The following is a 26054-nucleotide window of genomic DNA, read 5'->3' on the forward strand; positions in this document are numbered from 1 at the left end:
GCGACGCGGAAATCGCGCGCCGTTGCCGCGCCCCGCAGTGCCCGCTTCCCCCGAGAACAATTATCAGTGCAGGTAGACGGCTTGCGTATTTTGCGAAAACTCGGTTATGGTCGACCCATGCGGGTTAAACGTAGTAGATAGGCCGTTTTTGTGGCGCGGTATTGGTGGGATGCGGCAAAGGGGCTGCCCCTTTGCCGCATTGGCTAGACTAGGCGGACCAGATCGTGAGGGTAGGCGTTGAGAATCTCGACGCCCTTCTCGGTCACCAGGGCCAAGTCCTCGATGCGGACGCCGGTGCGGCCGGGGAGGTAGATGCCCGGCTCGATGGAGAACGTCATGCCCGGCTCCACGACCTGCTCGTTGACGAGTGAAACGTCGCCCGGCTCGTGGTCCTGCAAGCCGATCGAGTGTCCCAGGCGATGCGTAAAGTACTGCCCATAGCCCGCATCCTCAATCACGTCGCGTGCGGCGCGGTCCAGGTCACACATGCGCACGCCCGGTGCGATGAGCGCCTCGGCGGCCTCGTTGGCACGGCGCACGATGTCGTAGATGCGCGTCGTCTCCTCGTCCGGCTCGCCCCAAAAGAACGTGCGCGTCATGTCCGAGCAGTAGTTGCGATGGCGTCCGCCAATGTCGAACAGCACCACGTCGCCGCGCTTGAGTACCGTATCGTCGGGCTCGTGGTGCGGGTCGCCGGCGTTGGCGCCAAAGCTCACGATGGGCGGAAAGCTAAAGCCCTCGCAGCCGTGCTTGCGATACAGTCCGAGCATCTGGTCGGCAATTTCGCGCTCCGTCACGCCCTCGTGAACGAGCTTGATGGCGTCGGCCATCACGGCGTCGTTGGCGGCAGAGGACGCTCGCATAAGCTCCTGCTCGGTAGCGTCTTTGTAGGTGCGTGCGGCGGTGACGGCAAAGTCGCCTAGGAAGAACTTGCTCGCGGCGTGACGCTCCATGAGGGGCATCAAAAAGCCGGAACGCATGACGGTGTCGATGCCGAGTGGTTTGTTCGGATCGACCTCACGAACGATGGCGTCGGCCACGACGTCGTTGTCGGTGTGATAGGCGACGCGGGCATTGTCATACTCCGGCAGTTGGTGTAGCGCATTGACCAAGATCACGGGCTCGGTATCGCGTGCGAGCAGAACGCCGCAAAAACGCTCGAACATATCGGCATAAAAGCCGGTCAGATAGTAGATCGACCACGGGTCATTTATGAGCAACTGCGCACCGGGGTGCTGAGCCTCGAGCGCATCGAGCACGCGCGCCACACGCTGGTCATCAACATGTGCCATGAAACATCCTTTCGCTAGGCTGCCACCATGGTATCCCAAGCCCGGCACATAGGGACGTTCCTTTTATGCCGGCACCTTGGGACACTCCTTTGCATCCCATGCGCACCCTCATAAGTTGCGGTGAAATACGGACTGTTTAGCGGCCTGAAGCCATAAAACAGTCCGTATTTCACCGCAACTGCGGAGGAGGGTGGGGTGGATGGCGGGGTAGCTAAAAGAGCTCCGTCCCTAATTGGCTACTTGGGCTCGGTCGATGTCCATGCTGGCGATTAGGTTGATGTTGGTGTTTAGGAGGTTCTCTAGCACGACGTCGCCCATGCGGATGGGGGCGTTGACGACTAGGCCTCGGATGAGGGCCATGGCTTGGGTGTGGAGTTCGAGTGGGATTGCCTCGACCGTGCGCACGGGGAGCAGAGCTTCGTTGCCGCCGGAGACAGCCACGGTCGTCGTGAGTACGCGCATGGGGCAGGTGAGCTCCTGATGTGCGAACTTATCACCGCGCGGGCAGCTGTTGCCGGCCACGGAGCGCACCTCTACCACGGCGCCGTCTGCGTCGCGCTCCACCTCCACTGTCAAGAGGCACTCGGATGGGCAGGTGGTGCAGTTGAACTGCAGCGTCTCGGTCGCATTCGTGCTCATGAGCTATTCCTCTTCAACGGGATCGACGGACAGGACAATTTCGCTAGCACCTAGGTCGAGTGCGCGCTGAATCACCTTTGGCGGCAGCGGGAAGCTTTCCATAACGCTCGGCTTAAACGCGCGGACCTTGCCGGCGAACAGTTCCTCGCCGTCAGCCAAGATCCTCACGCAGGCGGCATCGACTGGCCGGCGTACGCGGAAGTTGAGCTTGGTGAGTGCCACAGCCGTAATGCGTCCCGGCAGCGCGTATCCCGCAATGCCGGCAGGGGAGACGGCGAGCTCGCAGTCCGGAACGGCGCCCGCGCCGGTCCCCAGAGCCCACGCCGCCGCTGCCGCACCGGCGCACTCGGACTCGGTTGTCACGTTGTCGGCCAGGTCGTGTACGTGCAGCACGTTGCCGCAGGCAAAGATGCCCGGCACGCCCGTCTGCAGGCTCTGGTCCACCACGGCGCCTCGCGTGCGCGGGTCAAGCTCCACGCCTGCGGCAACCGAAAGCTCGTTCTCGGGAATCAAGCCCACCGAAAGCAGCAGTGTGTCACACGGAACAATGCGCTCAGTCCCCGGAATGGGCGCCAGACGCTCGTCGACGTGGCTCACCTCGACGGCTTCCACGCGGTCGTGCCCGATCACGCGTGTGACGGTGGTGGACAGGTGCAGCGGAATCTCAAAGTCGTCCAGGCAGTTTTTCACATTTCGACGCAGGCCGTTGGCGTACGGCATAAGTTCGTACACGCCCTCGACCGAAATCCCCTCGAGCGTGCAGCGACGAGCCATGATGAGCCCGATATCGCCCGAACCCAAGATGACGGCGCGCGAGCCGGGCTTGAGGTTTTCGATATTGATGTATCGCTGCGCCAAGCCGGCCGTAAACACGCCGGCGGGACGGCTACCGGGAATCTTGATCTCGCTGCGGGTGCGCTCGCGGCAACCCATGGCAAGGACGACCGCGCGCCCGGTGAGCTGCAACATGCCGGTGGGACTCATGAGCGTGACGGTGTGGAGTGCGGCGTCTTTCGTGGACTCGCCCGAATCAATTCCGATTACCATGCTGTTCAGGAACAGCGCAATGTCGGTTGCGTGCACCTGGTCGATAAAGCGCTGCGCGTACTCGGGACCGGTGAGCTCCTGTTTAAAGTGCGACAGGCCAAAGCCGGGGTGGATGCACTGGCGGAGGATTCCGCCCAGGTGCTGCTCGCGTTCCACGATGGCCACGCGTGCGCCTGCCTCATGCGCGGCAAGCGCAGCTGCCATGCCGGCAGGTCCGCCGCCGATAACGACCACGTCGAAGGCTTGCGTTTGCACGGCTTCTACGACGCCGCAATCAATCGCGCTCGATTTGAATTCTGCCATCCTAGCGCACCCCCTTCAGCGGTCCCTCAACCAACCAAGATCCGGCGTCCTCCAGTAATACCTCGCTGGGGTCGCAGCCCAGCTCGCGGGCAAGGATCGCAACCACGCGGCTCTGGCAAAAGCCACTTTGACACCGTCCCATGCCGGCACGACAGCGGCGCTTGACGCCCTCGACCGAAACCGCGCCCGGCTGGCGTCGGATCGCGGCAACAATCTCGGCCTCGGGCACCGTCTCGCAGCGGCAGACGATCTGCCCCCATGCAGGGTCGGACTCGATGAGCTCTTCTTTGCGCGTAAGCGGCGCGCGGTCAAAGTCGTCCGGCGCGCGGCGTATCGGGTCCCAATCGTTCCGTTCGCGCAGGACCACGCCGGCATCGCGCAGCACCTGCTCCATGCGCTCGGCAATGGCTGGCGCGCTCGCCACACCCGGCGACTGAATGCCCGCCGCCTGAAACAGCCCCGGCACCACGGCCGACTGTCCAATAAAGAAGTCGTTTGTCCCTTTAATGACTGGGCGACCGCCGGCAAATGCGCGCACCACGCGGCGCGTATCCAGATCGGGCACCAGCTTGCGCGCGCCGGTCAGCAGCGCGTTCACATCGCTTGCATAGGTCTGCGTGTCGCCCGGCTCGCGCACGGCGGCGGTTGCGGTGATCACGGTGTTGCCGTGCACGGTGCCCGTGACGATAACACCCTTCGACACCGGCGTCGGCACGGGGTAGAGCGGCATGAGCGTGCGCGGCTCCTTGTCCAGCACCACGATGTTGCCCTGACGCCAGACCATCTGGAACTCCTCGGCGCCCGCCATATGCGAGATTTCGGCGGCGCCGTTACCCGCGGCGTTGATCAAGTAGCGGCAGCGCACGTTGCCAGCGGGGGTCACCAGCGTAAAGCGCGCGTCGTCGCCCGAGCCTGCGACTTCAATTGCCTCCACTGGTGCGGAGCGCATAAATGTCACGCCGTTGGCAACCGCGTTTTCCAGCGCGGCAATGGCCACTTCAAACGGGTCAACGTAACCAGTCGAAGGGCACCATAGTGCGCACGTGGCCTGGGCACTCGCGCGCGGCTCCAGCTCGTGGATGCGCTCGGGGCCGATAATCGCCAGCTCGGGCACGCCGTTCGCCAGGCCGTTGCTGCGTAGCTTTTCCAGGTGCGCACGGTCTTCGTCGTTAAATCCCAGCACCATCGAGCCGGTGCGGCGGAACAAAAAGCCCAGCTCTTGGGCCCAGGTGCCATACAGCGCGCAGCCGCGGGCGTTGACCTGCGCCTTTATCGTGCCCGGTGCCGGATCGTAACCGGCATGCACCAGACCGCCGTTGGCCTTCGAAGCCCCCAGCGCAATATCGTTGGCTGCCTCGACCACGCAGATGGACAGGTCATAGCGCGTGAGTTGCCGCGCAATGGCGCATCCCGTGATGCCCGCGCCCACAATCGCGATATCAAACGTTTCTGCCACGGTGCCTCCCAGACGAGTTGACAGGCTGTCAATAAGAATATCCTACGGTCTACACACCCCCAACAGGGCGGCAATGCGGCGAACAGCCCCGCAACACCCGCCAACGGCAGGCGAGGGGAGACCCGGCAACGTCGACAACCTCGTCTGCCGACAACTGCGGCAACCGTTTGTCTCGATCTGTAACAGTTAGACGAGGATTTGGGTTCTAGATGTTACAGATCGAGATTGAAGTCGGGGAGGAACCCCTGTGTCTAAATCTGTAACATCTAGACTCGGATTCCGCTCCTAACTGTTACAGATTGAGATGTTTGTGTCCGCGTCAGCCCCGCGCCTAGCCGTGGTCCCATATAAACAAACCCCGTGGTAAACTTGCACGGACTGTTAATATTCCGAAAGGTACCCGTAATGTCCAAGTACATCTCCGAGCTCATGTCGCCGCAGCTTATGGGCGTCGTCTATGCCTTCGTTGGCTTTATCATCGCCCTGTATGTGCTGTCGGTCGTCTATGTGTTCATCGATGCTCGCCGCCGCGGCGCCAGCGCCTACGTGGCATGGGGCATCATCGCCCTCATCCCGTTTGTAGGCCTCATTGCCTACCTGGTCCTGCGCCCGCACTCCTACGCGTCCGACCGCGAGGAGCAGGAGCTGGACATGGCCCTGCGCGAGCGCCAACTTGCCCAGTACGGTACCTGCCCGCAGTGCGGCGCGCCCATCGAGAAGGACTTTGTCGTCTGCCCGGTGTGCGACACCCAGGTACGCAATGTCTGCCCCAGCTGCCATCGCCCGCTCGATGCGCACTGGAAGGTCTGCCCCTACTGCCGAACTCGCATTCAGTAACGCATCCATCGCCGGGTCGGCCGCAAGCCACAAGCCACGGGCGCGCCGCAAGCCACGCTCGCCTTACACCCCGCCCCACACGATGAAGCATGCGTAGAAAATCGCCCGCCGTGCCATTAAGGTGCGGCGGGCGCTTGTATACCAAGGCAACCTGCCTATAATGATGCAAGTCAAAAACGCCGAGCGCATCGCACGCACTTGCATCAGGCATCCGAGAGGAGAAAACATACCCATGAAGGCACTCTACAATGACGGTTCGGTGGCCGAGCTCCCGCAGGACGAGGTCACGCACGTCATCCGCCACTCCGCCGCGCACATCATGGCGCAGGCCATCAAGCGCCTCTATCCCGAGGCCGACTTTGCCTACGGTCCCGCGACCGACAACGGTTTTTACTACGACGTCGACCTGCCCGAGGGCGTCAAGATCAGCGAGGACGACTTCCCCGCGATCGAGGCCGAGATGAAAAAGATCGTCAAGGAGAACCTCAAGTTCACCGTCTTCGAGAAACCCCGCGCCGAGGCCATCGCCCTTATGGAGGAGCGCGGCGAGAAGTACAAGGTCGAGCACATCGGTGACCTGGACGACGACGCCCGCATTACCTTCTACCAGCAGGGCGACTACATCGACATGTGCGTCGGCCCCCACATCTGCTACACCAAGGCGCTGAAGGCCTTTAAGCTCACCGGCGTCTCGGGCGCCTACTGGAAGGGCGACAAGGACAACAAGATGCTCACCCGCATCAACGGCGTCGCCTTTGCCACCAAGGAAGAGCTCGACGAGCACATGCACATGCTGGAGGAGGCCAAGAAGCGCGACCACCGCAAGATCGGCCGCGAGATGGACCTCTTTATGATGCGCGACGAGGCCCCCGGCTTCCCGTTCTTCCTGCCCAACGGCATGATCCTTAAGAACACGCTGCTGGACTACTGGCGCGAGATCCACCACAAGGCCGGCTACGTGGAGATTTCCACACCGCTCATCATGAACAAGCAGCTGTGGAAGACCTCGGGTCACTGGGATCACTACAAGGACAACATGTACTCCACCGTCATCGACGACGAAGAGTACTGCATTAAGCCCATGAACTGCCCGGGCGGCGTGCTGGTGTACGCTTCCAAGCCGCACTCTTACCGCGAGCTGCCCATTCGCGCCGGCGAGATTGGCCTGGTGCACCGCCACGAGCTGCGCGGCGCCCTGCACGGCCTGTTCCGCGTGCGCTGCTTTAACCAGGACGACGCCCACCTGTTTGTGCGTCCCGATCAGCTGACCGACGAGATCGTGGGCGTGGTCAACCTCATCGACTCCGTGTACCAAAAGTTTGGCTTTAAATACCACGTTGAGCTTTCCACCCGCCCCGACGACTCCATGGGTTCCGACGAGGACTGGGCGCGCGCCGAGGAGGGCCTGCGCACCGCTCTGGAGAAGCTGGGCATGGACTACGAGGTCAACGAGGGCGACGGCGCCTTCTACGGCCCTAAGATCGACTTTCACCTTGAGGACTCGCTCGGCCGTACCTGGCAGTGCGGTACCGTTCAGCTCGACTTCCAGATGCCGCTCAACTTTGACCTGGAGTACGTGGACGCCGACGGCACCAAGAAGCGCCCCATCATGCTGCACCGTGTATGCTTTGGCTCCATCGAGCGCTTCATCGGTATTCTGATTGAGCACTTTGCGGGCAAGTTCCCCACCTGGCTGGCTCCCGTGCAGGTCAAGGCCCTTCCGGTCTCCGAGAAGAGCCGCGACTACGCCCACGAGGTGTGCGCCAAGCTGGAGGAGGCCGGCATTCGCGTGGTCTGCGACGACCGCGACGAGAAGATCGGTTACAAGATCCGCGAGGCCCGCAGCATCGACCGCGTGCCCTACATGCTCATCTTGGGCGAGAAGGAGGTCGAGGCCGGCAACATCTCCGTCCGCGACCGCTCCAACGAGACCGTTCAGATGAGCGTTGACGAGTTTGTTGCGAAGGTGCTCGAGGAGATCAAGACTCGCGCCTAAGGCAAGCTTCACAACAATTAACAAAGGCGACCGTCCACATGGGGCGGTCGCCTTTTTTCATGCTGAAATAAGAAAAGCCGCTGGTTGAGCGGCTTTTTTTGTTGCACAAAAAGGTACAGGTTTTTGTAGAGGGGTATGGAGATGCACCTACTAGCAGTACATTTTGCGTAATCTGGGCAATCGCTGATTAATTGCTCGTATAATTGCCTATGTCGAAAGATACAAAAACCTGTACTTTTGCGACTGCGCCTAGCTGCGAGCGAGAAGCCTGTTCTAAACGCCCCTGCATATGCGTGCATTGCAAAGCCAAAAGAGGGGGCGAGAACATGGAACAGACGGCACGGCGCCAAGAGCAGCTTCCGGGCGCATTCATCGGCGCCACCACCAACAGCCAGCACGGCCGTGTCCGTTGGTATCTGGTCCACACCCCTCATGGAAAAGAGCGCGAGACCTGCGAAAAGGTCCGCCGCATAATCCCGCACAATCTAATGCAGGACGCTTTTGTGATGCAAAAGGAGTTCTGGTTTAAGCGGGACGGCGCCTGGTCGCTCCAAACCAAACCCATGTACAAGGAATATTTCTTCGTCGCCACACACGATGCTGCTGCGCTCGATAGGGCCTTGGCCCAGTTGAGCTTTGGCTGTCGCATCGCCGGCAGTAGGGAGCGGGCGTACATGCCCATGCCGGACGACGCGCAGGACTGGTACCGCAGCGTGCTGGACGACGACGGCGTGGTGCGCAACAGCGTTGCGCGCATAGAAGACGGCGTGTTGCACATAGAGCAGGGTCCCTTGGTGGGGCAAGAGGCCCGCGTGCACAAGATTGACCGTCGCAGGCGCTGGTGCCTGGTGGACGTAGGCGAAGGCGACTCCGCATTTAGGGAGCTGCTGCCGCTTGATGTTCCCATCAAAACGTAAGGGAGACGTTGCGCCAGCTATTCGTTCGCATTTTTGAATTTACCGATTGGGGGGTCCTGGGGAACGGGGACGTAAGATTGACTGTGGCTGCTAAAAAAGTAACAGAGAGCTGCGTATCCGTGGGGGGCGCACTTGGTATTAAAGAGATTAAGCCGAGCGGTACGCTTGGTTACCGCTTTATTAAGAGGCTGTTTGATCTGGTGTTCAGTCTTTTGATGAGCGTACTGCTGCTTATTCCTATCGCCATCGTGTGCGTGCTCATTAGTCTCGAATCGCCCGGCAGCCCCATGTATACGCAAGAGCGCGTCGGCAGAGGCGGAAGGACTATCAAGATTATTAAGCTTCGTAGTATGGTCGCCGATGCTGGCGATGTACAGAAGTATCTGAGTCCCGAGCAGCTACATCAGTGGGAAGTCGAACGCAAGGTTGACGATGACCCTCGTATTACCAAGATTGGTCAGTTTATTCGTAAGTGCTCTATCGACGAGATGCCTCAGTTCCTGAACGTGCTTAACGGCGATCTTTCCGTTATTGGACCGCGTCCCATTACAAGGGATGAGCTTGAACAGCACTTTTCCGACGAGGAAAAGGCTGAGCTGCTCTCTGTTCAGCCCGGTATTACTGGTCTGTGGCAGGCAACCGATCGTAACGAGGCAACCTTCGAGAGCGGCCTGCGCCAGAAGATTGAGCTTCGCTATGTCCAAAACCGTTGTTTTGCGATGGATTGGAAGTGCTTTACTGGCACTTTTGGTGCCATGTTTGGAAAGAAGAGAACGGGACGATAGATGCAGACTAACTTTTCTTCTTCTTACAGTGTGTTGATGAGCATTTACAAAAAAGAAAATCCTGCCTTTTTAATTCAAGCTTTAGACAGCATGCTGAATCAAACGGTTTCTCCTGCCGAGATTGTCATGGTCAAGGATGGTCCGCTTACGCATGAGCTTGAAGACGTGCTCCAAGATTATGACTTCCTGCATCCCGGACTGTTCAATTTTGTTTCGTATGAAAAAAACCATGGACTTGGGTATGCACTGCGCCAAGGCATCCTTGCTTGCTCTAACGAAATTGTTGCACGCATGGACACTGATGATATAGCTCGTCCGGATCGTATGGAGAAACAGCTTGCCGCTATTGATAGTGGTCTCGATATGGTCGGAAGCGATGTTATCGAATTCGTCACGACTCCCAATGAACCTGTTGCGGCCACAGATCTTCCCAAGGGCATCGACGCTATACGTTCTTATTCCAAAAGGCGAAATCCCTTTCGTCATCCTCCTATGACGTTTAGAAAGTCGAAAGTCATGGAGGCTGGTAACTACAGTTCCGATTTTCTCTACTTTGAGGATTGGGACCTTTTTAACAGGATGCTCGCATGTGGCTGCAAGGCGGATAACCTGAAGGAACCGCTTGTTGCGATGCGCGTTAGTGGGGATTTCTATGCTCGCAGGGGGGGCTCGCAGTATCTTAAGTACGCTAAAGCATTTAAGCGTGCTCAAGTTGAGCGTGGCTATTTCACAAAATGCGATTATATCTGTTCTTATTTACCGCATGCCGTCGTCTGTCTGATGCCAAATTCCGTTAGAGCGTTGATATATCGTTTTGTTCTCAGGAGGTCTTAGATATATGGCTTCTGATGTTGCTAAGCCTCTGGTTAGTGTCATTGTCCCCATGTACAACGTGGGTATGTTCGCGCTTCCTTGCGTAAACTCATTGCTTGGTCAGACTTATTCGAATATCGAATATATTATTGTGGATGATGGATGTACTGATAATACTATTGATCTTATTGAAGATGCCGTTGGATCAGACACGCGATTTAAGATTTTGCATAAGGAAAACGGCGGTCTTTCTTCTGCTCGTAACTTTGGTACTCAAAGGTGCCACGGCGATTATGTCATGTATGTTGATGGGGACGATTTGATTGATTCGCGAACTGTTGAGTTGATGGTCGAAGCGGCTGACAAGTATCAAGTTTCGCTCGTTATCGGCTCCTTTGCGAAGACGCCTGTTCTTGATAACTATAAGATGGGGCAGAATGTAGAATTCCATGTTGAATCTGGAATTGAGCATTTACGAAAATTACTTTTATTAAGCGGTGAGAGCGGCTCTGCGTGCGGAAAGCTCTTTGAACGATCTCTTATTAACGACCTTGTCTTTCCTGAGGGGCAGCTCTTCGAAGACATGGGCGTAATTGCTAAAATTTGTTCCAAAATTCAAAAGGTTGCATTCTCTGATGCGTGCTTTTATGCATACGTGACGAGACCTGGTTCCATTACAACGCTCAGAAAGCAGGGTTCCAAGCATGCTAAAGACATGGACAGGACTATTGAGACTGTTCGACGATTTGCCGGGTCTGAATTTCAGGGCGAGTTTGAGTGTTTTCAATCATTCTGTACGCTCCGCGTTGCAATGAGGGTTGATCCGGACGGATTTGATAGTAAGGCTGACGCCCAGAAATATTTGAGGAATGCTCGAGGGCTTGCCTGGAGGGCGTCGAGGAACCCATATGCTTGTTCAAAATGGAGGTTACGCTGTGCTCTCTTTTCTATCTCTCCTAGGGTTCATAACGCTTTCTATGCGTTATATGCTGCAATTTCTGGTAAGGCTATCGGGTAACTCCCGTGATAAAAGGTTGATAAGGTGAGTTTTTCTATTAGCGCGCATCTGTTTAACGTTACTGAATGCCATGGCAGCTTTTTGTATAACATCTATTTTCAAGATGTGTTTAACTGCTGTGTTGGTGTTTTCGACGTGGTTTCGACCGGAGGTAAATCGACGGTTTACAAACGATATGCAAAGCAGGTGTAGAGATGCCAATCTATTTCATTGCCTTTGTGTCCCATATTGCATTGCTATATTTTTCGGTAAAGATACCTAATAAGCGCGTCAGTTTTCTTCTAGCGGTTATCGCGGTTCTCCCCCTTTGTTTGGTGGCGGGGCTGCGCGATGCATCTGTCGGTACCGATACCTCGGCATATCCTCTCAGGTGTTTTTACGCCTCGCAGTATTATTCGCTCACAGGTGCTATGGGTGCTTGCTCAGATCAAGAGCCGCTATTCGTAATTCTCTTCTGGATCCTGGGGAGACTGACTGGTGATTTCCACGCTGTTCTTTTTCTTTGTGAAGCCATCGTTCTCCTTCCCTATATTTTAGTTGTTAGGAAGTTGTATCCTCGCGGGTATCCTGTCGTAGGTTTCTTTCTTTGTTTCGTTGTGTTCGGTTATACGTTAAACATAATTAGGCAATGTCTTGCTACTAGTATGCTCGTCATGATGCTCTATGAGCTGTTCCGTGAGAAGCGCGTCCCCGCTATTGTTTATTTGGCTCTTGCAGTTGGCTTTCACAAAATGTCTATCATAGGACTTTTAATTTGGATTATTTATATTTCATGCTTCAACCGCAGACACGAACGTTCATACAAGACCGTTGCACTTCTTGCATGCGTTGGCGTTATCATTTTTGCTATTTGTGTGATTATGATTGGACCGGATGTAATGGAGCTCGTGTCTCTATTTACGTCGTCATATAGCTTTCAGATCAAACACGCTGGAATGGGCTCATTTAATATCACAATGCTTATTTATTTTCTATTTTGCCTTGCTATATGGATGTTGGGTAGTAAGGGTTTGACCACGAGCATTGATCGATGGACACTTAATTTTTATACGAGCTGTGGCATAATTTCTTCCTTATTCGCTCAATTTGCGAGCATCAGTCCTGAGCTAATTCGACTCAGTTTCCCTTTTCTTTTCATTTCAGGTTTGGTTTACCCCTTTTTATCTGAAAACCTTGGTAGAGAGCGGTTTCTAACTGGAACTCTTGGCTTTTTATTTTTCGTGTTTTATTTTGTCATTACGTTTGTATATGGCGGCAGCTGCGATCTTTTTCCGTATTCGTCGGCGCTATTAGGAGTTATTTATGCATGACGAAACGCCTGACATCAGTATTGTTGTACCGGTATATAACACCGAGCGTTTTCTTCCCGCTTGTCTGGAATCTATTGATATTCAAGGGACCGGCTCTTTTGAGGTGATTCTTGTGGATGATGGTTCCACCGATGGATCTCCCGAGATTTGCGATGCTTATTGCGATAAGCGTGAGAGAGCCTTCGTTATTCATAAGGACAACGAAGGTCTTCTCGCTGCACGTCGAGACGGTCTTCGTAAGGCGAGTGGGCGTTATATTCTTTCGCTCGACTCCGATGACGCTCTTCTTGAAGGCTGCATCAAAAAGGTATGCGATGTAATTGCCTCGACTGGTGCTGATATCATTTCATTTGACTTTACCATGGGATTGATGCCTATTAAACCCTCGTTAAAAGTTGATATCTGTTCTGGTATGCATACGGGCGAATCTTTTGATGCTGTTAAAAACCTGTTGTGCGGATGCGATTTCAATAGCGTTTGGAATAAGGTCATTCGGAGAGATTTGTTTGCCAGTGATGAGTGGTACTCGAAACGAGTTGGCCTTATGCACGGTGAGGATCTTTGTCAACTTCTTCCTGTTTTCGATATTGCAAAGAGTTTATTTCACATTGACGAGCCGCTTTACTACTATCGTCAGCATGGCGCTAATAGTACGAAGCAGTTTAAAGAGGATCAGATAACTGATTGGAGCTTTGTAAGCGACGAGTTGATTCGTTATGCGAGTGAATGGTCGAGCGATTCAGTAAAAAATGCCAAAAGGGGTATCTGTCGACACTATTGTGATCTTGATGAAGTTCTTTGGCATTGTGAAGTGGATAAAGAGGTGAAAAGGCAATTTGATAAAACAATTAAAAGCGAGTATCAGAGTCGAATCAGCAATTGTCCGGACTTAGTTCATAGTCTTGTTTTGTCAAATTGCAGTATCGTTTCTTTTTCTGCTCGGCACTTACTAAGCTGCTTTAAATGTCTCCGTCGTCTATTTGTATAATGCAGGTCATTATTGCTTTTTTCTAATATATTTAGTTGGAGCATTATTAGTCCTGACCGAGCTTGTCCTTAGCTTTCAATTAAGTGACAAGAATTTACGATTGAACCGATATCAAAGGTTCAGTCTTGTCGTGCGGTGTATTCATTCCTTGGGCTTTAGTTATTTCGGTCGATGCTTAGAAGCTGGTCTTTGCACGTTTTTTCAAAGAAGTTCTTCAACGCCCCCATGGTCTGGGTGAGTCAATAGACGCTTTCGTTTGTGATTTATTGTTTGTAGTCTATTCCTCTATGGGGTGCCGTCTGCGATTGGTCTTGTTGATTGCATGTTGGGGCATCATAACTTAAATGTCCGAATTGATGGAAGCGCATATTTATTCGACTTTGAAGATGGGAGGAGTCAGTTGTTGCATATTCTTAATTTAATTAAGAAGGCTATAAAACTTCTACTTTCTAGCCCTATTTATGATGGCTTACTTAGGTTATGTCGTCGTTCCGATGCTATATCCTATGCGTCTAAGGCGAAGCTTAGCATGGTTTCCAAGAGACCATCCAATATGTTCATGCCTATTGTTTTTAAGGAAGGCATATCTTACGACATTTCTATTATTGTGCCTGTATACAACGTTGAAAAATACCTCAAACCTTGCCTTGATTCCATTGTGACACAGGAGTTTTCTGGCAAGTTTGAGGTTATTATTGTAGATGACGGGTCTAAAGATGATTCTGGCGTTATAGCCGATTTGTATGGACTAATGCCTAATGTTCTTGTAATTCACCAAATAAACGGCGGCCTTTCCGCAGCACGTAATGCGGGTCTTAGAGTTTCTCGCGGTAAGTACATCATGTTCGTGGATTCTGATGACATGATCGGGCCAGGGTATCTTGAGGATATGCGGAGCAGACTCGATGAAACATCTGCGGATTTCGTTACATCGACTTTTAGATATATGTCTGATGATGGTTTGCTTGGCGAGATAGAGAACGATAGAGCTAGTTGGATGGTGCCGTGGGGCAGGCTATATCGTCGTGAAGTCTGGAATCGACTAGGTTTTCCCGTTGGTGCATGGTACGAAGATCTGATTCATCCGGTATGGATAGATTGTCGCTTTAACGATGAACCTTGTTATGATTTGAGTGGTTATTATTACCGAATCCGTCCTGGATCCATAATGCAGTCTACCCCTACGAATGTTAAAGGGCTTGATTCGTATTGGGTTCTTGATGAGTTGATTTCTTTACGTGCAGAGCTGGGGATTAATTATAGTCAGGAAGACTTCAATCGCATTTTTCCTTTGTTCGGACCGCTCTTGCTTGGGAGAACTGTCGCTCTGGACAACTGCGCTCGTAAGATTTTATTTGCTTGTTGTTGTGACACGTTCAATTCAATTGATGAGTTCAGCAGAGTGAGTACTTCGATGAATGGTAGATGGAAGGATATTGAGAAGGCTCTGCGCACTTCGGATTACAGCCGCTATCTTCTCGCATCGCTTTCTCTAGCTGCTGATGGGGTAACTGGACTCAGCCTTTCAGATGCTATTCATATTTGGGTGAACAGGAACAGATAAATAATGAAGATTGGAACGATTACTTTCCACGGTGCTTTAAATTTCGGGTCTGCACTTCAGTCTTATGCGCTTCAAGAAGTCTTGAAAGGCATGGGGCATGAGGTGCGAATAATCGACTATCGTTCTCGTGACTATGAGCAATATAGGTTTTTCCAACCTCGGCACCCGAAGATGACGCTGCGCGCAATGCGCTGTTGGCGTAAGCAGTCGTCTAGAAAGGCTGCATTCGCGGAATTTTCTAAAAAGTATTTCAGGCTTACAAAGAGACCGTATTTCTGGAAAAAAGAAAGTGATATGTACGAACTCGCTGAGCAGTTTGATTGTTTTATTTGCGGAAGCGATCAAATTTGGAATCTCGATTGCACACAAGGTGTTGTTGGCCCCTATTTCCTTTCATTTGCCGGAGATAGTCGACGAGTTGCTTACGCTCCCAGTCTTGCTCACACTTTCTTTAGACCGGAGAATTTTGATGAGCAACTTGTATCCGATTTACTTTCAAGGTTTGATTTTTTGTCTGTTCGCGAGGAGGAGACGGTTCCGCTATTTCAGCCACTTGTCGATACGCCTATCGACGTTGTTTTAGATCCCACACTTTTGTTGGAATCCGATGACTATACCGACATGGCATCTAAAGATGTCTTGCAAGGTGAATATATTTTCATGTATCTTTTGCGTGAATGTCCTGAGCTTATCGAGAGCACCGTCGCGATGACGGAGGCAACAGGCATGAAGGTGGCTTATATATCTGAGAATAATCTAGATATCCCAAATTCAATTAACCTGTTTGGCGTTGGCCCTGAAGAGTTCGTTTCTCTTATCGCACACGCAGACCTCATCGTTACCAATTCCTTTCATGCAACTGTATTCTCTGTTCTCTTCCATAAGCCCTTCCGCGTATATGCAACAGATAAGTCTGGTGCGCGTATGCGCGACTTGTTGGGCAATATCGGGCTGTCTGACCGTTGCGTCAACGTTATGTGTGCCGACGATGTTCCCCCTTGTGACTGGGGTGATGTGGACTCTCTTCTTGATTCTCTGCGTGAGCATTCGTGGGCTTATCTTAGAAAGGCGCTTTCGTAATGGGAGAGACAAGCCGACTTATCAAAAATACCGGCATTATCGCAGTTGGCGGCATGGCAACAAAGCTCGTGTCGTTTCTTCTGCTTCCGCTCTATACATCGGTTCTTTCCACTGCTGATTACGGCACCGTAGACTACATCAATACTATTGCTTTATTTTGCGTTCCTGCGGTTTCGCTGCTTATGGATGAAGCGCTGTTTCGGTTTCTCATTGACTGCCGTACCGATGAGGATCGGTCTACAGCCGTGACAGCGTCATGCGCTGTACTTCTTGCCGGATGCGTATGCTTTGCAGTCATGGCGATTCTGGTATGGTTGCTTTTTGAGCCTGAAAATCTTGGCTGGGTCGTGGGACTTGTTGTTGCTGGCGCGCTTCTGCAGATGGCTTCTGCTGTCCTTCGTGGTTTCGGGGATACCGTGGGATATTCCGTCATGAACTTTGCCGCGAGTGCTTTTACCATTTTGCTCAATGTTCTCTTTATCGCCGTTCTTCGCTGGGGCGTTGTGGGTATGCTATCTGCAACGGTCATTGCGCAGGGCGGTGTTGCTCTCGTGTTCATGGTAATGCGGAGGCTCTGGCGTTATATCGATCCGTCGGCTCTCTCTATCTCCTATGCTTTAAACCTTCTACGGTATTCATTTCCGCTCATCCCTAATAAGGTTTCCTGGACTATTAATAACTTGCTGGACAGGCTCATTATCATGAGTACGCTTGGGCCTTCTGCTGCCGGCGTGTATGCAGTGTCGTACAAGTTCCCCGGTATCATGGATCAGGTGTATGGCTTTTTCTATCAGTCTTGGAAGGAGAGTTCAGCTCGAGCCCTAAACTCTGATGAGGATGAGTCGGCTTTCTATAACTCTGTGTATCGGGCGCTAAGGCGTTTCATGATGAGCGTCGTTCTGCTTATGTCCGCGCTTATGCCTCTTGTGTATGGCGTCCTGATTAAGGGTTCATTCGGCGAGGGCATGTTGTATGTACCGATATTGCTCTTGGCGACGTACTTCAGCAATATTTCCGGTTTTTATGGCGGTATCTTCACCGCACATAAAGAGACTGGAATTATGGGAACCACTACTGCGGTGTCTGCTGCTCTTTGCGCCCTGCTGTGTGTCTTGTTGATTCCACGCTTTGGTCTATATGGAGCGTCTTTTGCAACCCTCTTGGCGATGATCGTGGTGAATGAGTACCGCAGGATTAAAGTCGCTAAGTTTGCGAAGCTTGTCGAAGACCGGGCTGAGCAGATTCTGACTTTGGTTTCAATTCTTGGAGTGTTCGCCTTTTATTATCTGTCAGCCTACGGTGCTGGCTTTTTGAGCGCTATTGCCTGTCTTGCAATTGCGTTGGCTTTTTTCGGTTATATGAATGCGGACATTCTGCGCAAGTTGCTTTCGGTTCATAAATAGGGGGGGGGTAACTGCATGTCTACTGTGAAAAGGGGAGAAATTCCCACGCTGTTTGAGTCGCCATCGCATTGCTGCGGTTGTGGAGCGTGTGCCGCTAGTTGCCCTAGAGGCGCCGTTACCATGTCCGAGGGTAAGGATGGGTTCGTTCTTCCTGTAATTGATGGTGATCTTTGCATTGGCTGCGGCGCGTGCATTAAGGCGTGCGGTCTTAACCGAGGGATAGGCTCTAATTCCGCCGGACCGTTCTTTGCCGCCGCCGGTAGGGACGATGTCTCGGAGTCCGCCTCCGGTGGCGTTTTTGGTGCATTTGCGCGTGAGCTTATTGCTTCTGGTGGGGTCGCATATGGCGCTGCCTATGAGCGCGAGGGGAGCATCCTTCGGGTGCGGCACCGTCGCGCGGCGAGCGTTGACGGGCTTCGTCCACTGCTTAACTCAAAATATGTGCAGAGTGATGCAGGAGCTTGTTTTGCCGACGTGAAGGCGGACCTTCGCGAGGGGAGGCGGGTTCTTTTCTGCGGTACGCCTTGCCAAGTCGCCGGCCTTAGGGGCTTTCTCGGAGGCGATTATGAGAACCTGACAACCGTTGACCTGGTCTGCCACGGCGTCCCTTCCGGCCGCATGTTCGCGGATTGCGTTGAGGGCTATGGCAGACAGCTTGGGTCTCCCGTGGTTGATTTCCGGTTTAGGTGCAAGCGCGAGGGGTGGGACAACTCTCTTCTTCTATTTCTTCTTCTTGAGGACGGAAGAGAGGTCACCATTCCTGCGGCGAAATCCCCCTACTACGACATGTTCCTGAACCTCAAGACTCTTCGCGATAGCTGCTATAGGTGCCCCTATGCAGGGAGATTTCGCGCCGGCGATCTTACCATCGGTGATTTTTGGGGCGTCGACGTTAATAGGCCCGACGTTTTGAAAGATGCTGAGAAGTTTAATCAGATGAAAGGTGTCTCCTGCTTGCTGGTGAATAACGACCGCGGCAGGGAGTTTATTGAATCCAGCAACGCTCTGGACTTGTACCCTGTCGAATTTGACGATATCGCTAAAGGCAACGATCAGCTCCGCCGCCCGAGCACCCTTCCAAAAGACAGACAGCTCTACATTGACGCATTTGTCGAAGGTGGTTGGCATGCCATTGAGTGTATGTATAAAAGGCGTGAGCGGGGAATATTTTTTTATACTAAGAAAATAGCACGAAGGCTTCTCCCTGAATCATTTCGGGAGATTGTCAAAAAGTATTTGAAAGATCTTGCAGACTAGGTAAGGAGCCACGCCTGGGCGGGCCCCCCGTTGGGCTCGTAGAGCCATACCGTGTTGCCCTCCGAGGTCCGCTGCCCCCGGTCGTCCAGCGCCAGCCCGGAGGCGGACGTGAATGAGTAGCGGCCTCCGCCCAGGGCCGAGACGCGCCACAGCTGCGAGGCGGAGCCGTCCGCCTCGGCCAGCACCGCCCGGTTGCCCGACTCGGTCAGCATCAGGCCGCCCGAGGAGACCCTGTAGAGGCCCGTCGCCCCGTCGCGCTCGAGGGAGAGGGCGCCCGCGCCCGAGGACAGCGAGCAGCCCGATGCGAAGGCCGACACGGCCATCCGGGCGTCGAGGGCGGCCGCGAGGCGGTAGGAGCCGTCGTCTATAACTTTCTCTAATGTTGCGATTCGGTATTTTGCTGCCAGGTCGTACCTAGCGCTCCATTTGCTGTTCGATTCCTTGGTGACGTTTGATGCCGCAGTAAGCTCAACCTTGGCGCCTTGAACTTTCCATTCCCTCTGGTTCATTGCGTACGCAACAGTCCCGTTCTGAATCCCCGAGATGCTCGGCGGGAAGGACTGGTTGTCGGCATCGATGGAAAAGCTCTCTTCCTTGGCATCCAAGTGCTGTTGAATGCGGTCGGCATACTTTTCTGCCCAATCAGCGGCCTTGCCGTTTCGCGCAAAGTAATTGTTGGACAGGTCGGTTGAGCGATAGGCATAGTCGGCCTTCTGGTAGTTAGCCGTGTGGTCGGAGTGGGCGATTGCCATGAGCTCGTCGGTCAGCCCAAAGTACAGATGGCGCTGGTCCAGGTCTCCGTACCAGTTGTCGCTGGTGTCGTCCCAGGTTAGGTCCATCTGGCACCATTTGCCGTCGATCTTTACGGCGTTCCAGGTGTGGCCGTTGCCGGTGATGCGGCCGTTGGTGATGCCCACGGCGTCAAGGAGCTTGGAGTAGATGCGCTGGTAGCTCTCGCAGGTGCCCTGGTGGCGCGTGAGGCCGCTTTCGGCCGAGCACCAGTTGAGGCCGTGGTCGTACTCCAGCTGGTCGAGCGTCCAGTCGTGGAGCCACAGCGCCATGTCGTATTCCGAGCCGTCTGTCTCTTGCCTGCACTGGGCCACGGCGTTGTTGACGATCTGCGTGACGCTTGGGCGGGCGGCATCGTTTATGGTCACCTCCGCCGTGGTGCGCAGGTAGTAGATCCCCTTGTCGTTTTGGGGGTCGTTTCTGTCGTTGTCCATAAAGTAGAAGTAGATGCGGTACGTGCCCGACGCCGTGAAGTCGAAGGTAAAGTCGTGGCCCGCGGTGCCCAGGCTGTAGTAGCTGCCCCATGCCGCGCGCGACGGGTCGCAGACGCTTTCCTGGCTGCCGCCGTCCCAGTAGGTGGGCACGTCCATGCGCGCCTTGGCCTGGGACGAGCCGTTGGTCTGGGTAACGTGGAAGGTCGTCGCGGTGCACGCGGGGGCGTCGTTCCACGAGACGGTGAAGGTGACGCCGTTTTGGGTTGCCGTGGCGGAGTGGGCGTAGGTGGTTTGTGGCGTGGCGGAGATCGCCTCGGGCGTGCCGTTGGTTTGGGCGCGGAGGGGTGGGGTGTCGGTTGCGGCGGTGGTGCCGGTTGTGGCGGTGCTGCCGTCGGCGCTTTCCGTGTTGACTGTGCTGGCGCCTGTGGATGTTGCGGTGCTGTCCTCTGCGGAATCTGCTGTCGCATTTGCGTTGGTGCCGTCTTCGGCCTTGCCTGTGTCGCCGTTCGTGGCGTCGGCTTGCGCCTGCTGCTCGGCTGTTGCCCGAGGCTGCATGGTTTCTGCGATGGCTGCCATGGGCATCGTCGCGCTGACCATGGACGTGCACACAATCGCGCAGAGCAGGTAGTAAAGGGGTCGTTTCATAGCGGAGCCTCTCGGTGAGCAGCCAATAGGGTCCGAAGGCAGCTCCAGGCCAGCACTCCGCACATATTTTGTTGCGGTTTATTTTACGGGAACACCAGTCAACATCAGCGAACTTTCTGGGGAATGTTGGGGAGGGGAGGGGATGCCATAGGAGACGGCTTTGTGGGCGGAAACAGCTTTACCAAAATGGCGCATCCGATTTAGCGACTGCTCGAAGCGGTCGTACCGCACGATGCCAGTCCAGTTGTCGGTACCTGAACTCCTCGATCATTTGCTTGGAAATTGCGGCTGCATTGTCAACGGTCCCCCCCTCGCACCTTGGACATGCAATAGATCGGCATGAGTCAGTTGGCTTAGATGCCCATCCCTTACGATAAAGACGCTTCCAATGGATCGCCCAGCTCGTTGGGTAGATTATGGTGGCGGTCGGCCGCGTTCGTATGGAGGCACCCGTTCAGTGGGTTGTCGATGCACGCCTCTTTGGGTGCGAACTTCAGAAGGTAGGGGATGTCGTCGTTAGGCATAGTGTGTTCTCCTTTGGGTGATGACGGCTCGGACCGCTTCGTGTGCCCGGGATGCTTGCTGTCGAAGCGGGGGCTCACGGAGCCTTCGTGTTGGATTGGCGTGGCGTTTGTGGCTGTCTTGTCCGCGTTTCCGGAATGTGCGTTTGGTTTGCCGATGTCCCGCAATTGCTCTAGGTTTTTGTGCGATTTGCCTTCGCTTTATTGTCGCTGCTTTGCACCAATCAAAAACAGCATGATGCTTGCCTGAATCTCAATTAGTTCGGGGTCGGGTTCCATACTGCCGAGGTCCATTAAGTTATAAAGATGCGCTCCGTAGCCAACAACGGTTAAGGTGCTGGGGTTAATACCGCCAGCATCCAAGATTACTTGCGAAGAGCCGAGGATGCTCATGCGATACAGGTCAAATATCTCAGCTGCGATTGCTACATTTTCTGTGCCGGAAACTTATTCGTATGCGCTTTTCTTCAACGGATTTATCGGAGGGTTCAGCGTTCTTGCAAATTGCATTGCAGCAATATTGTTCAAGATGGCAATCTGTCGGTAGGTAAGCTGTTCGGCGAGTTTGATGAGGTGGTTTGCAGTCGGCCTGCTGATCTCTGGATGAAAGAGAATATTTGCATACAGTCTTGCAAGGTAAACTGTCTTTTTCTCCTCGTGCTCTCTTTGTGCGGCCAACAATGTGCCCTCAAGGAGCTCCTCGCTTGCCGGTCGGCTGTTACTGTCTTTAACGAAGAAATTATCGTTTCGAGGGGTCTTTCCCCGGGCGATCTTTTCCTCAATGAGCTCCTTCGCCTTGGTGTATACGGCTCCAACCCTTTCCTCTTCCAATGGCGCGAGGGTACGTTTCTTTATCTCGCTTCCCATGTTTTGAAACATGTGCTCTATGGCTGTTGCCGCGACGCTTCCCGCAGCCGCTCCTTCTGGACCACCAATTGCTGCGCCTATGAGTCCTCCGGCAACTGCGCCTGCGGCGCTGCCGGCATATTCGCCAACGTTGTCAATGATGGTCTTTTTAATTTCATCTTGTTTCATGGTTTCTTCTCTCTGAAGGGGTGAGGTCACATTTAGGATTTGGGCTATTGTCTAATTGGGGTTCGTAAGGTTTCATGGATGATGGATGCATGCGTTCTTGGGTATCGATTATCTCGGAAGTGATGACATGTCTGACGTTAAGAAGCAACACTATGTTCCACAGTTTTATCTTAGGTCGTTTACCGATGATGATGGTTTTCTTTATGCTGTGAGGCGCGGTACGAATGGGGTTGGATCTGTCTTTAAAACCAGGACGGACGGTGTCTGCGCCGAGAGGTACCTGTACGAGGTCAGGAGACGGGTTCCAAAAGCTGAAGACGCATTTGTTAAAAAAGGTGCAGCAGAACATACGCTCGGTAAGAACGAAAAAATTTTAGCGGCGAAGTACGAGTCACTGCTTGGTTGCTTGGATGTCCGAAAGTTTCCGAACCGAGATGTTACGTGTGAGATTCTGGATCATTTGATTTGCTTAATTTCGATGCTGATTGTGAGAAACCCTGTCTATCTAAATGCTGAGAGAGGCAGTGCGGATGACTTTGCCAATCAATTAAAGGCGTCCGGCTTCCTCACTGAGGAGGATCGGACTGCGCTCAAAGCGGAAGGATTTGAGGGCGAATTCAATTCGCTTGTTGAGTTCGTTTTGCAAGGTATTGTTCTTTTTAACTTAACCGATGACACGCCACTGCTTTCGCTTGTTTCTTTGATGCGTGGGATGGATTGCTGTTTTTGCGTGGCACCTGATGGGTCAGAATTTATAACCTCTTCGTATCCCGTTTTTGCCGAGTGGGCGGATCTGAAAGATGCCGATCCCTATAGCATTTACTTTCCGTTGAGCCCTCGCTATGGCGCGGTTTTTAAGCGTAAATCAGATAGCGAACGCTTGGTAAGAATCTCCTCGATCAATAGCTCCATGGTGGATACGCTCAACGATGCGCTCGTTAATGGTAACGATGCGTGGGACTGTCTCATTTCAAGAGACCGCGAGCGTTTGGAGGCAATTACGGTGCTATGAGGTAGTGGCCCATTGTTGACCAGATAACTTCCATTAGCGTTCTGACATGTTATTGATTACCTAATAACGCAGCCGGTCTTTAACCTAACGGGGCATTTGCCTTACAAATTTTTACTGCCAGTTGTTTGATATTCTGTTCTTTAATAAAGAATGACCGTTGGGGGCGTTATGCACGATAAGCCATGGCTTACTCCTGAACAACAGATTGAGCATTTGGAACGTAAGGGCGTAGCGTTCAAATTGATGAACAGACAAGAAGCTCTAAGTTATTTAAAACATAACAATAATTATTTTAGGCTCCGCTCGTATCGGTGCGGTTTTGATAAGGTCGTTGGTGGGGTAAATGATGGCAAGTATATTGGTCTCGATTTTGCCATGCTCCAGGATCTGTCTGTTATCGACTATGAATTGCGGCAAGTCTTACTGCCCATGACAATCGATATTGAGCACTTTGCAAAAGTCGAGCTGTTTGAGAGGCTTGGGCGTGACTCAGTTGATCCTTATGAGATTGTGGAGTACTACCTCAGAAGCAAGAGGGGTTCGCAAAATGATTGCATGTCTGGCGGAAGCGTGACACGTGAGATTGATTCAAGGTTAAACAGCTGCTATATCAATGGTCTTATTTCAGCCTATAGGGAAACTGGCTATCCGGTCTGGGTTTTTACAGAATTAATTACCTTCGGAACCTTTATCGATTTTTGGTTCGCGGTTTCTCACTATCTTCATGATGTGGAATTTAGAAAACGCGCCTATGAACTGCAGGCTGTGAAGGGCCTTAGGAATGCCTGCGCGCACAACAACTGCATTATTAATGATCTGAAGTCGGGTAAGCCCAGGTATAACGTTTCGTATGACGTAAGAAATGCTGTGACGGGACTTAAGCTCCAAGATGTGAATGTTAAGGCTAAGCTATCAAACGAACGTCTACAGCATATTGCGTCTACATTGTACCTTCACAGCACTATGGCTTCAACCGGGGTAAGGGCTAATAAAGGAAAACAGCTGCGCAGGCTAGTTGAAAGAATGTACCGCAATGAGAGCTACTATCTTCGTAATGATCAGATAAGAACCGGTTTCGCATTTATCAGCGGCTTGATTAATGGCTGGTTTGTGAATTAGAAAAAAGTTCTTTTATGGGGACGTGTACATAACTATACTATACGCTCACAATACAAAGAAGGCTGGTTGTCTTCTTATCGGGGACGCATCCTCTGGGTGTGTCCCCGTTTTTCTTTTCATTGAGTAAGACGGACTGTCTGAATGAGACGGGGGACTCCTCATGAGTTCGCTGCTTACCGTTGCGACCTGATTATTCAATATCCACGTTGGTAGGCTTTTTTTGGACATGATTGCTATTACGCGTGGGCACTAGGGCCAGTGTGGGCCCCTGTAAAATCCGATGACTATTATTTCTTAAGTTCTCTTATCCTTAATATGTTGTTTCATCGCGTTGACGTTGATTGAAGGTTGTTGCATATGGTCTTTCAAGAATTTCCTGTTTCCGATCCTCCGGAAAACTGGAAGGAGATGGAGAAGTCCGTTGCGCAGATTCTGTCAGCTTCTGGAATGGATGCTGAGATTCAGAAAACTGTTAACTTGGCGCGAGGAGCTGTAACCGTTGATGTTTATGCTCAGCCCAAAAAGAGCCTGTATGGGCCAATTATATGCGAATGTAAATATTGGAACACAGCTGTTCCTCAGGAAAAGGTGTTTGCATTTAGTCGGGTAGTTGGTGATAGTGGCGCTTCTCTTGGGTTGTTGATTTCGCGATTTGGGTTTCAAGAGGGAGCTATTAATGCTGCGCGATATAGCAATATTAAATTGCTTTCATGGCCTGAGTTCATTGAGTATATAAAGCCCTTTTGGCTCTGTGAGACAACAAGGCGTTGTTTGGGCTTTGGGCAGATTTTGATGAGATATTCGGATCCCCTGGATGTTCCGACTCATCTTATTGGCGATCAAGGGCGTGCGGAATATAAAAAGCTCCTTTCGAAATATCGCGGGCTTGTTCAATTGCTGTCTTCGTTGAATATCGAGGTTATTTCTCAGGTAGAGTATCCTGCAATGTTGCGAGATGGTGACATTGTGTGCGCTGCTGATGCTTTTGTAAGCAACTATGCGGACGTGCTTGCGGCAAGGACTGCGGATCAATTGTTCACTTTCCTTGTCGATACTTGCGAGCAGGCAATTAATGAATTTGATAATGTTTTTAACGGATTTGATTTGGATGATACTCCCTATGAAGAAGTTGCCAAATATGCGGACGATTTGATCGAAGCGCTTTTCCCAGAAGAACATTCTTCATCCAGAGAATATGGCGAAAACGAAGTCTCGCGTATTAAATTTGAACATCAAAATGCAACGACGGATTTAATTAGATGGATAAGGAAGACGGTAAGGACAACGTGACGCGTAATTTCATTCGCAAATTAACAACCGCATAGCGGAGCACGGCCCGCGCCCCGTCATAAAATTTCTAGCCGCTAAACAATTAATTAATAGCGCAGGGGGCGCGGGCCGTGTCCGCGATCGTCGCATCAGTCGACGAGGAGGCGTCCGAACTCGTCGGGGCAGAGTCTGGATTCAACATGGCTAAGGAGGGGCTTTATTGATCTTCAGTAGAGTCCAATGGGTGGTTGCAATGCTCATCGGACAAATGGATAACCGTGAATATGCGTCAATAATATTGATAGGTCTTTTTGCGACTTACCTTCTGGCTAAGGGTAAGTTGTTAAGTGTTATTAAATCGTTTGCCGATGTTGCCAAACTTGTGCTAAATCCTAAAATTCTGATTCCTGCGCTTTTGCTTGTAGCGTACTCCTTGCTTTTGATATATTGTTAGCGCCGGGCGATTTTAGCCGCTAATAGTCAAACGATTTTGACCAATCCCGGTCACCGAATAATGGCCACCGT

General features: G+C 52.6%; 22 protein-coding genes. 15 read left to right on the forward strand and 7 right to left on the reverse strand.

Annotation, left to right across the window (positions count from 1 at the left end; translation table 11 throughout):
• Window positions 1-203: 203 nt before the first annotated feature.
• The 4 genes from AB5405_RS06375 to AB5405_RS06390 all read right to left on the reverse strand — a co-directional run bounded on the left by AB5405_RS06375 (window position 204) and on the right by AB5405_RS06390 (window position 4737).
• The gene (locus tag AB5405_RS06375; protein ID WP_368137930.1) at window positions 204-1292 is read right to left on the reverse strand and encodes a M24 family metallopeptidase; all 1089 of its coding nucleotides are present in this window, start codon (window positions 1290-1292) and stop codon (window positions 204-206) included.
• A gap of 228 nt (window positions 1293-1520) precedes the next feature.
• Complete coding sequence (locus tag AB5405_RS06380) at window positions 1521-1931, reverse strand: DUF1667 domain-containing protein (protein WP_368137931.1); 411 nt, start codon at window positions 1929-1931, stop codon at window positions 1521-1523.
• A gap of 3 nt (window positions 1932-1934) precedes the next feature.
• Window positions 1935-3281, reverse strand: a complete 1347-nt coding sequence (locus tag AB5405_RS06385) for an NAD(P)/FAD-dependent oxidoreductase (protein WP_368137932.1) — start codon at window positions 3279-3281, stop codon at window positions 1935-1937.
• Window position 3282: 1 nt separating this feature from the next.
• On the reverse strand, window positions 3283-4737 hold the full coding sequence (locus AB5405_RS06390; RefSeq protein WP_368137933.1) for an NAD(P)/FAD-dependent oxidoreductase: 1455 nt from the start codon (window positions 4735-4737) through the stop codon (window positions 3283-3285).
• Between the two features lie 405 nt (window positions 4738-5142).
• Between AB5405_RS06390 and AB5405_RS06395 the strand changes: the two genes are divergently transcribed.
• The 12 genes from AB5405_RS06395 (at window position 5143) to AB5405_RS06450 (ending at window position 18705) form a co-directional block, all read left to right on the forward strand.
• The gene (locus AB5405_RS06395) at window positions 5143-5574 is read left to right on the forward strand and encodes a double zinc ribbon domain-containing protein (RefSeq protein WP_055251579.1); all 432 of its coding nucleotides are present in this window, start codon (window positions 5143-5145) and stop codon (window positions 5572-5574) included.
• 232 nt (window positions 5575-5806) lie between these two features.
• The gene (thrS, locus tag AB5405_RS06400) at window positions 5807-7570 is read left to right on the forward strand and encodes a threonine--tRNA ligase (RefSeq protein WP_368137934.1); all 1764 of its coding nucleotides are present in this window, start codon (window positions 5807-5809) and stop codon (window positions 7568-7570) included.
• Between the two features lie 326 nt (window positions 7571-7896).
• Window positions 7897-8487, forward strand: coding sequence for a hypothetical protein (locus AB5405_RS06405; RefSeq protein WP_368137935.1), 591 nt, complete (start codon window positions 7897-7899; stop codon window positions 8485-8487).
• A gap of 119 nt (window positions 8488-8606) precedes the next feature.
• Window positions 8607-9272 carry a sugar transferase gene (locus tag AB5405_RS06410; RefSeq protein WP_368137936.1) on the forward strand — a complete coding sequence of 222 codons (666 nt, stop codon included), beginning with the start codon at window positions 8607-8609 and terminating at the stop codon, window positions 9270-9272.
• Window positions 9273-10106: a glycosyltransferase gene (locus AB5405_RS06415; RefSeq protein WP_271747783.1), complete on the forward strand. Its 834-nt coding sequence runs from the start codon at window positions 9273-9275 to the stop codon at window positions 10104-10106.
• Window positions 10107-10110: 4 nt separating this feature from the next.
• Window positions 10111-11103 carry a glycosyltransferase family 2 protein gene (locus tag AB5405_RS06420; protein WP_195239706.1) on the forward strand — a complete coding sequence of 331 codons (993 nt, stop codon included), beginning with the start codon at window positions 10111-10113 and terminating at the stop codon, window positions 11101-11103.
• A gap of 194 nt (window positions 11104-11297) precedes the next feature.
• Window positions 11298-12413, forward strand: a complete 1116-nt coding sequence (locus AB5405_RS06425) for an EpsG family protein (protein ID WP_271747781.1) — start codon at window positions 11298-11300, stop codon at window positions 12411-12413.
• Window positions 12406-13401 carry a glycosyltransferase family 2 protein gene (locus tag AB5405_RS06430; protein ID WP_195239710.1) on the forward strand — a complete coding sequence of 332 codons (996 nt, stop codon included), beginning with the start codon at window positions 12406-12408 and terminating at the stop codon, window positions 13399-13401. Before AB5405_RS06425 ends, AB5405_RS06430 begins: the two co-directional genes overlap by 8 nt.
• A gap of 529 nt (window positions 13402-13930) precedes the next feature.
• Window positions 13931-14965, forward strand: a complete 1035-nt coding sequence (locus AB5405_RS06435) for a glycosyltransferase family 2 protein (RefSeq protein WP_271747779.1) — start codon at window positions 13931-13933, stop codon at window positions 14963-14965.
• A gap of 3 nt (window positions 14966-14968) precedes the next feature.
• Entirely contained in the window at window positions 14969-16045 is a 1077-nt protein-coding gene (locus AB5405_RS06440) for a polysaccharide pyruvyl transferase family protein (protein ID WP_195239714.1), read from the forward strand.
• Window positions 16045-17448: a lipopolysaccharide biosynthesis protein gene (locus tag AB5405_RS06445; RefSeq protein ID WP_195239716.1), complete on the forward strand. Its 1404-nt coding sequence runs from the start codon at window positions 16045-16047 to the stop codon at window positions 17446-17448. The genes AB5405_RS06440 and AB5405_RS06445 overlap by 1 nt, the downstream gene beginning before the upstream one ends.
• A 15-nt stretch (window positions 17449-17463) precedes the next feature.
• Window positions 17464-18705, forward strand: a complete 1242-nt coding sequence (locus AB5405_RS06450) for a Coenzyme F420 hydrogenase/dehydrogenase, beta subunit C-terminal domain (protein WP_347479326.1) — start codon at window positions 17464-17466, stop codon at window positions 18703-18705.
• On the opposite strand, the gene AB5405_RS06455 is transcribed toward AB5405_RS06450, so the two are convergent.
• The 3 genes from AB5405_RS06455 to AB5405_RS06465 form a co-directional block, all read right to left on the reverse strand.
• Complete coding sequence (locus AB5405_RS06455; RefSeq protein WP_368137937.1) at window positions 18702-20573, reverse strand: transglutaminase domain-containing protein; 1872 nt, start codon at window positions 20571-20573, stop codon at window positions 18702-18704. The two genes, AB5405_RS06450 and AB5405_RS06455, sit on opposite strands and share 4 nt — an antisense overlap.
• Window positions 20574-20941: 368 nt before the next feature.
• Complete coding sequence (locus tag AB5405_RS06460) at window positions 20942-21097, reverse strand: hypothetical protein (protein WP_368137938.1); 156 nt, start codon at window positions 21095-21097, stop codon at window positions 20942-20944.
• 444 nt (window positions 21098-21541) lie between these two features.
• Window positions 21542-22129: a hypothetical protein gene (locus tag AB5405_RS06465; protein ID WP_368137939.1), complete on the reverse strand. Its 588-nt coding sequence runs from the start codon at window positions 22127-22129 to the stop codon at window positions 21542-21544.
• A 127-nt stretch (window positions 22130-22256) separates the two neighbouring features.
• Between AB5405_RS06465 and AB5405_RS06470 the strand changes: the two genes are divergently transcribed.
• From AB5405_RS06470 to AB5405_RS06480, 3 genes are all read left to right on the forward strand, one after another.
• On the forward strand, window positions 22257-23141 hold the full coding sequence (locus AB5405_RS06470; RefSeq protein WP_368137940.1) for a DUF4238 domain-containing protein: 885 nt from the start codon (window positions 22257-22259) through the stop codon (window positions 23139-23141).
• Between the two features lie 168 nt (window positions 23142-23309).
• Window positions 23310-24260 (forward strand): Abi family protein, encoded by a 951-nt coding sequence (locus tag AB5405_RS06475; protein ID WP_368137941.1) that lies wholly within the window; start codon window positions 23310-23312, stop codon window positions 24258-24260.
• 357 nt (window positions 24261-24617) lie between these two features.
• Complete coding sequence (locus AB5405_RS06480) at window positions 24618-25550, forward strand: restriction endonuclease (RefSeq protein ID WP_368137942.1); 933 nt, start codon at window positions 24618-24620, stop codon at window positions 25548-25550.
• Window positions 25551-26054 lie beyond the last annotated feature (504 nt).

The organism is Collinsella aerofaciens (assembly GCF_040920445.1).
Classification (GTDB): Bacteria; Actinomycetota; Coriobacteriia; order Coriobacteriales; family Coriobacteriaceae; genus Collinsella; species Collinsella aerofaciens_BH.

Excerpts from the sequence above, each read along its gene's own strand:
- AB5405_RS06375 (WP_368137930.1), bottom strand. The coding sequence starts at position 1,292 with ATGGCACATGTTGATGACCAGCGTGTGGCGCGCGTGCTCGATGCGCTC.
- AB5405_RS06380 (WP_368137931.1), bottom strand. The coding sequence starts at position 1,931 with ATGAGCACGAATGCGACCGAGACGCTGCAGTTCAACTGCACCACCTGC.
- AB5405_RS06385 (WP_368137932.1), bottom strand. The coding sequence starts at position 3,281 with ATGGCAGAATTCAAATCGAGCGCGATTGATTGCGGCGTCGTAGAAGCC.
- AB5405_RS06395 (WP_055251579.1), top strand. The coding sequence starts at position 5,143 with ATGTCCAAGTACATCTCCGAGCTCATGTCGCCGCAGCTTATGGGCGTC.
- thrS (WP_368137934.1), top strand. The coding sequence starts at position 5,807 with ATGAAGGCACTCTACAATGACGGTTCGGTGGCCGAGCTCCCGCAGGAC.
- AB5405_RS06405 (WP_368137935.1), top strand. The coding sequence starts at position 7,897 with ATGGAACAGACGGCACGGCGCCAAGAGCAGCTTCCGGGCGCATTCATC.
- AB5405_RS06415 (WP_271747783.1), top strand. The coding sequence starts at position 9,273 with ATGCAGACTAACTTTTCTTCTTCTTACAGTGTGTTGATGAGCATTTAC.
- AB5405_RS06420 (WP_195239706.1), top strand. The coding sequence starts at position 10,111 with ATGGCTTCTGATGTTGCTAAGCCTCTGGTTAGTGTCATTGTCCCCATG.
- AB5405_RS06425 (WP_271747781.1), top strand. The coding sequence starts at position 11,298 with ATGCCAATCTATTTCATTGCCTTTGTGTCCCATATTGCATTGCTATAT.
- AB5405_RS06430 (WP_195239710.1), top strand. The coding sequence starts at position 12,406 with ATGCATGACGAAACGCCTGACATCAGTATTGTTGTACCGGTATATAAC.
- AB5405_RS06435 (WP_271747779.1), top strand. The coding sequence starts at position 13,931 with ATGGTTTCCAAGAGACCATCCAATATGTTCATGCCTATTGTTTTTAAG.
- AB5405_RS06440 (WP_195239714.1), top strand. The coding sequence starts at position 14,969 with ATGAAGATTGGAACGATTACTTTCCACGGTGCTTTAAATTTCGGGTCT.
- AB5405_RS06445 (WP_195239716.1), top strand. The coding sequence starts at position 16,045 with ATGGGAGAGACAAGCCGACTTATCAAAAATACCGGCATTATCGCAGTT.
- AB5405_RS06450 (WP_347479326.1), top strand. The coding sequence starts at position 17,464 with ATGTCTACTGTGAAAAGGGGAGAAATTCCCACGCTGTTTGAGTCGCCA.
- AB5405_RS06455 (WP_368137937.1), bottom strand. The coding sequence starts at position 20,573 with ATGAAACGACCCCTTTACTACCTGCTCTGCGCGATTGTGTGCACGTCC.
- AB5405_RS06460 (WP_368137938.1), bottom strand. The coding sequence starts at position 21,097 with ATGCCTAACGACGACATCCCCTACCTTCTGAAGTTCGCACCCAAAGAG.
- AB5405_RS06465 (WP_368137939.1), bottom strand. The coding sequence starts at position 22,129 with ATGAAACAAGATGAAATTAAAAAGACCATCATTGACAACGTTGGCGAA.
- AB5405_RS06470 (WP_368137940.1), top strand. The coding sequence starts at position 22,257 with ATGTCTGACGTTAAGAAGCAACACTATGTTCCACAGTTTTATCTTAGG.
- AB5405_RS06475 (WP_368137941.1), top strand. The coding sequence starts at position 23,310 with ATGCACGATAAGCCATGGCTTACTCCTGAACAACAGATTGAGCATTTG.
- AB5405_RS06480 (WP_368137942.1), top strand. The coding sequence starts at position 24,618 with ATGGTCTTTCAAGAATTTCCTGTTTCCGATCCTCCGGAAAACTGGAAG.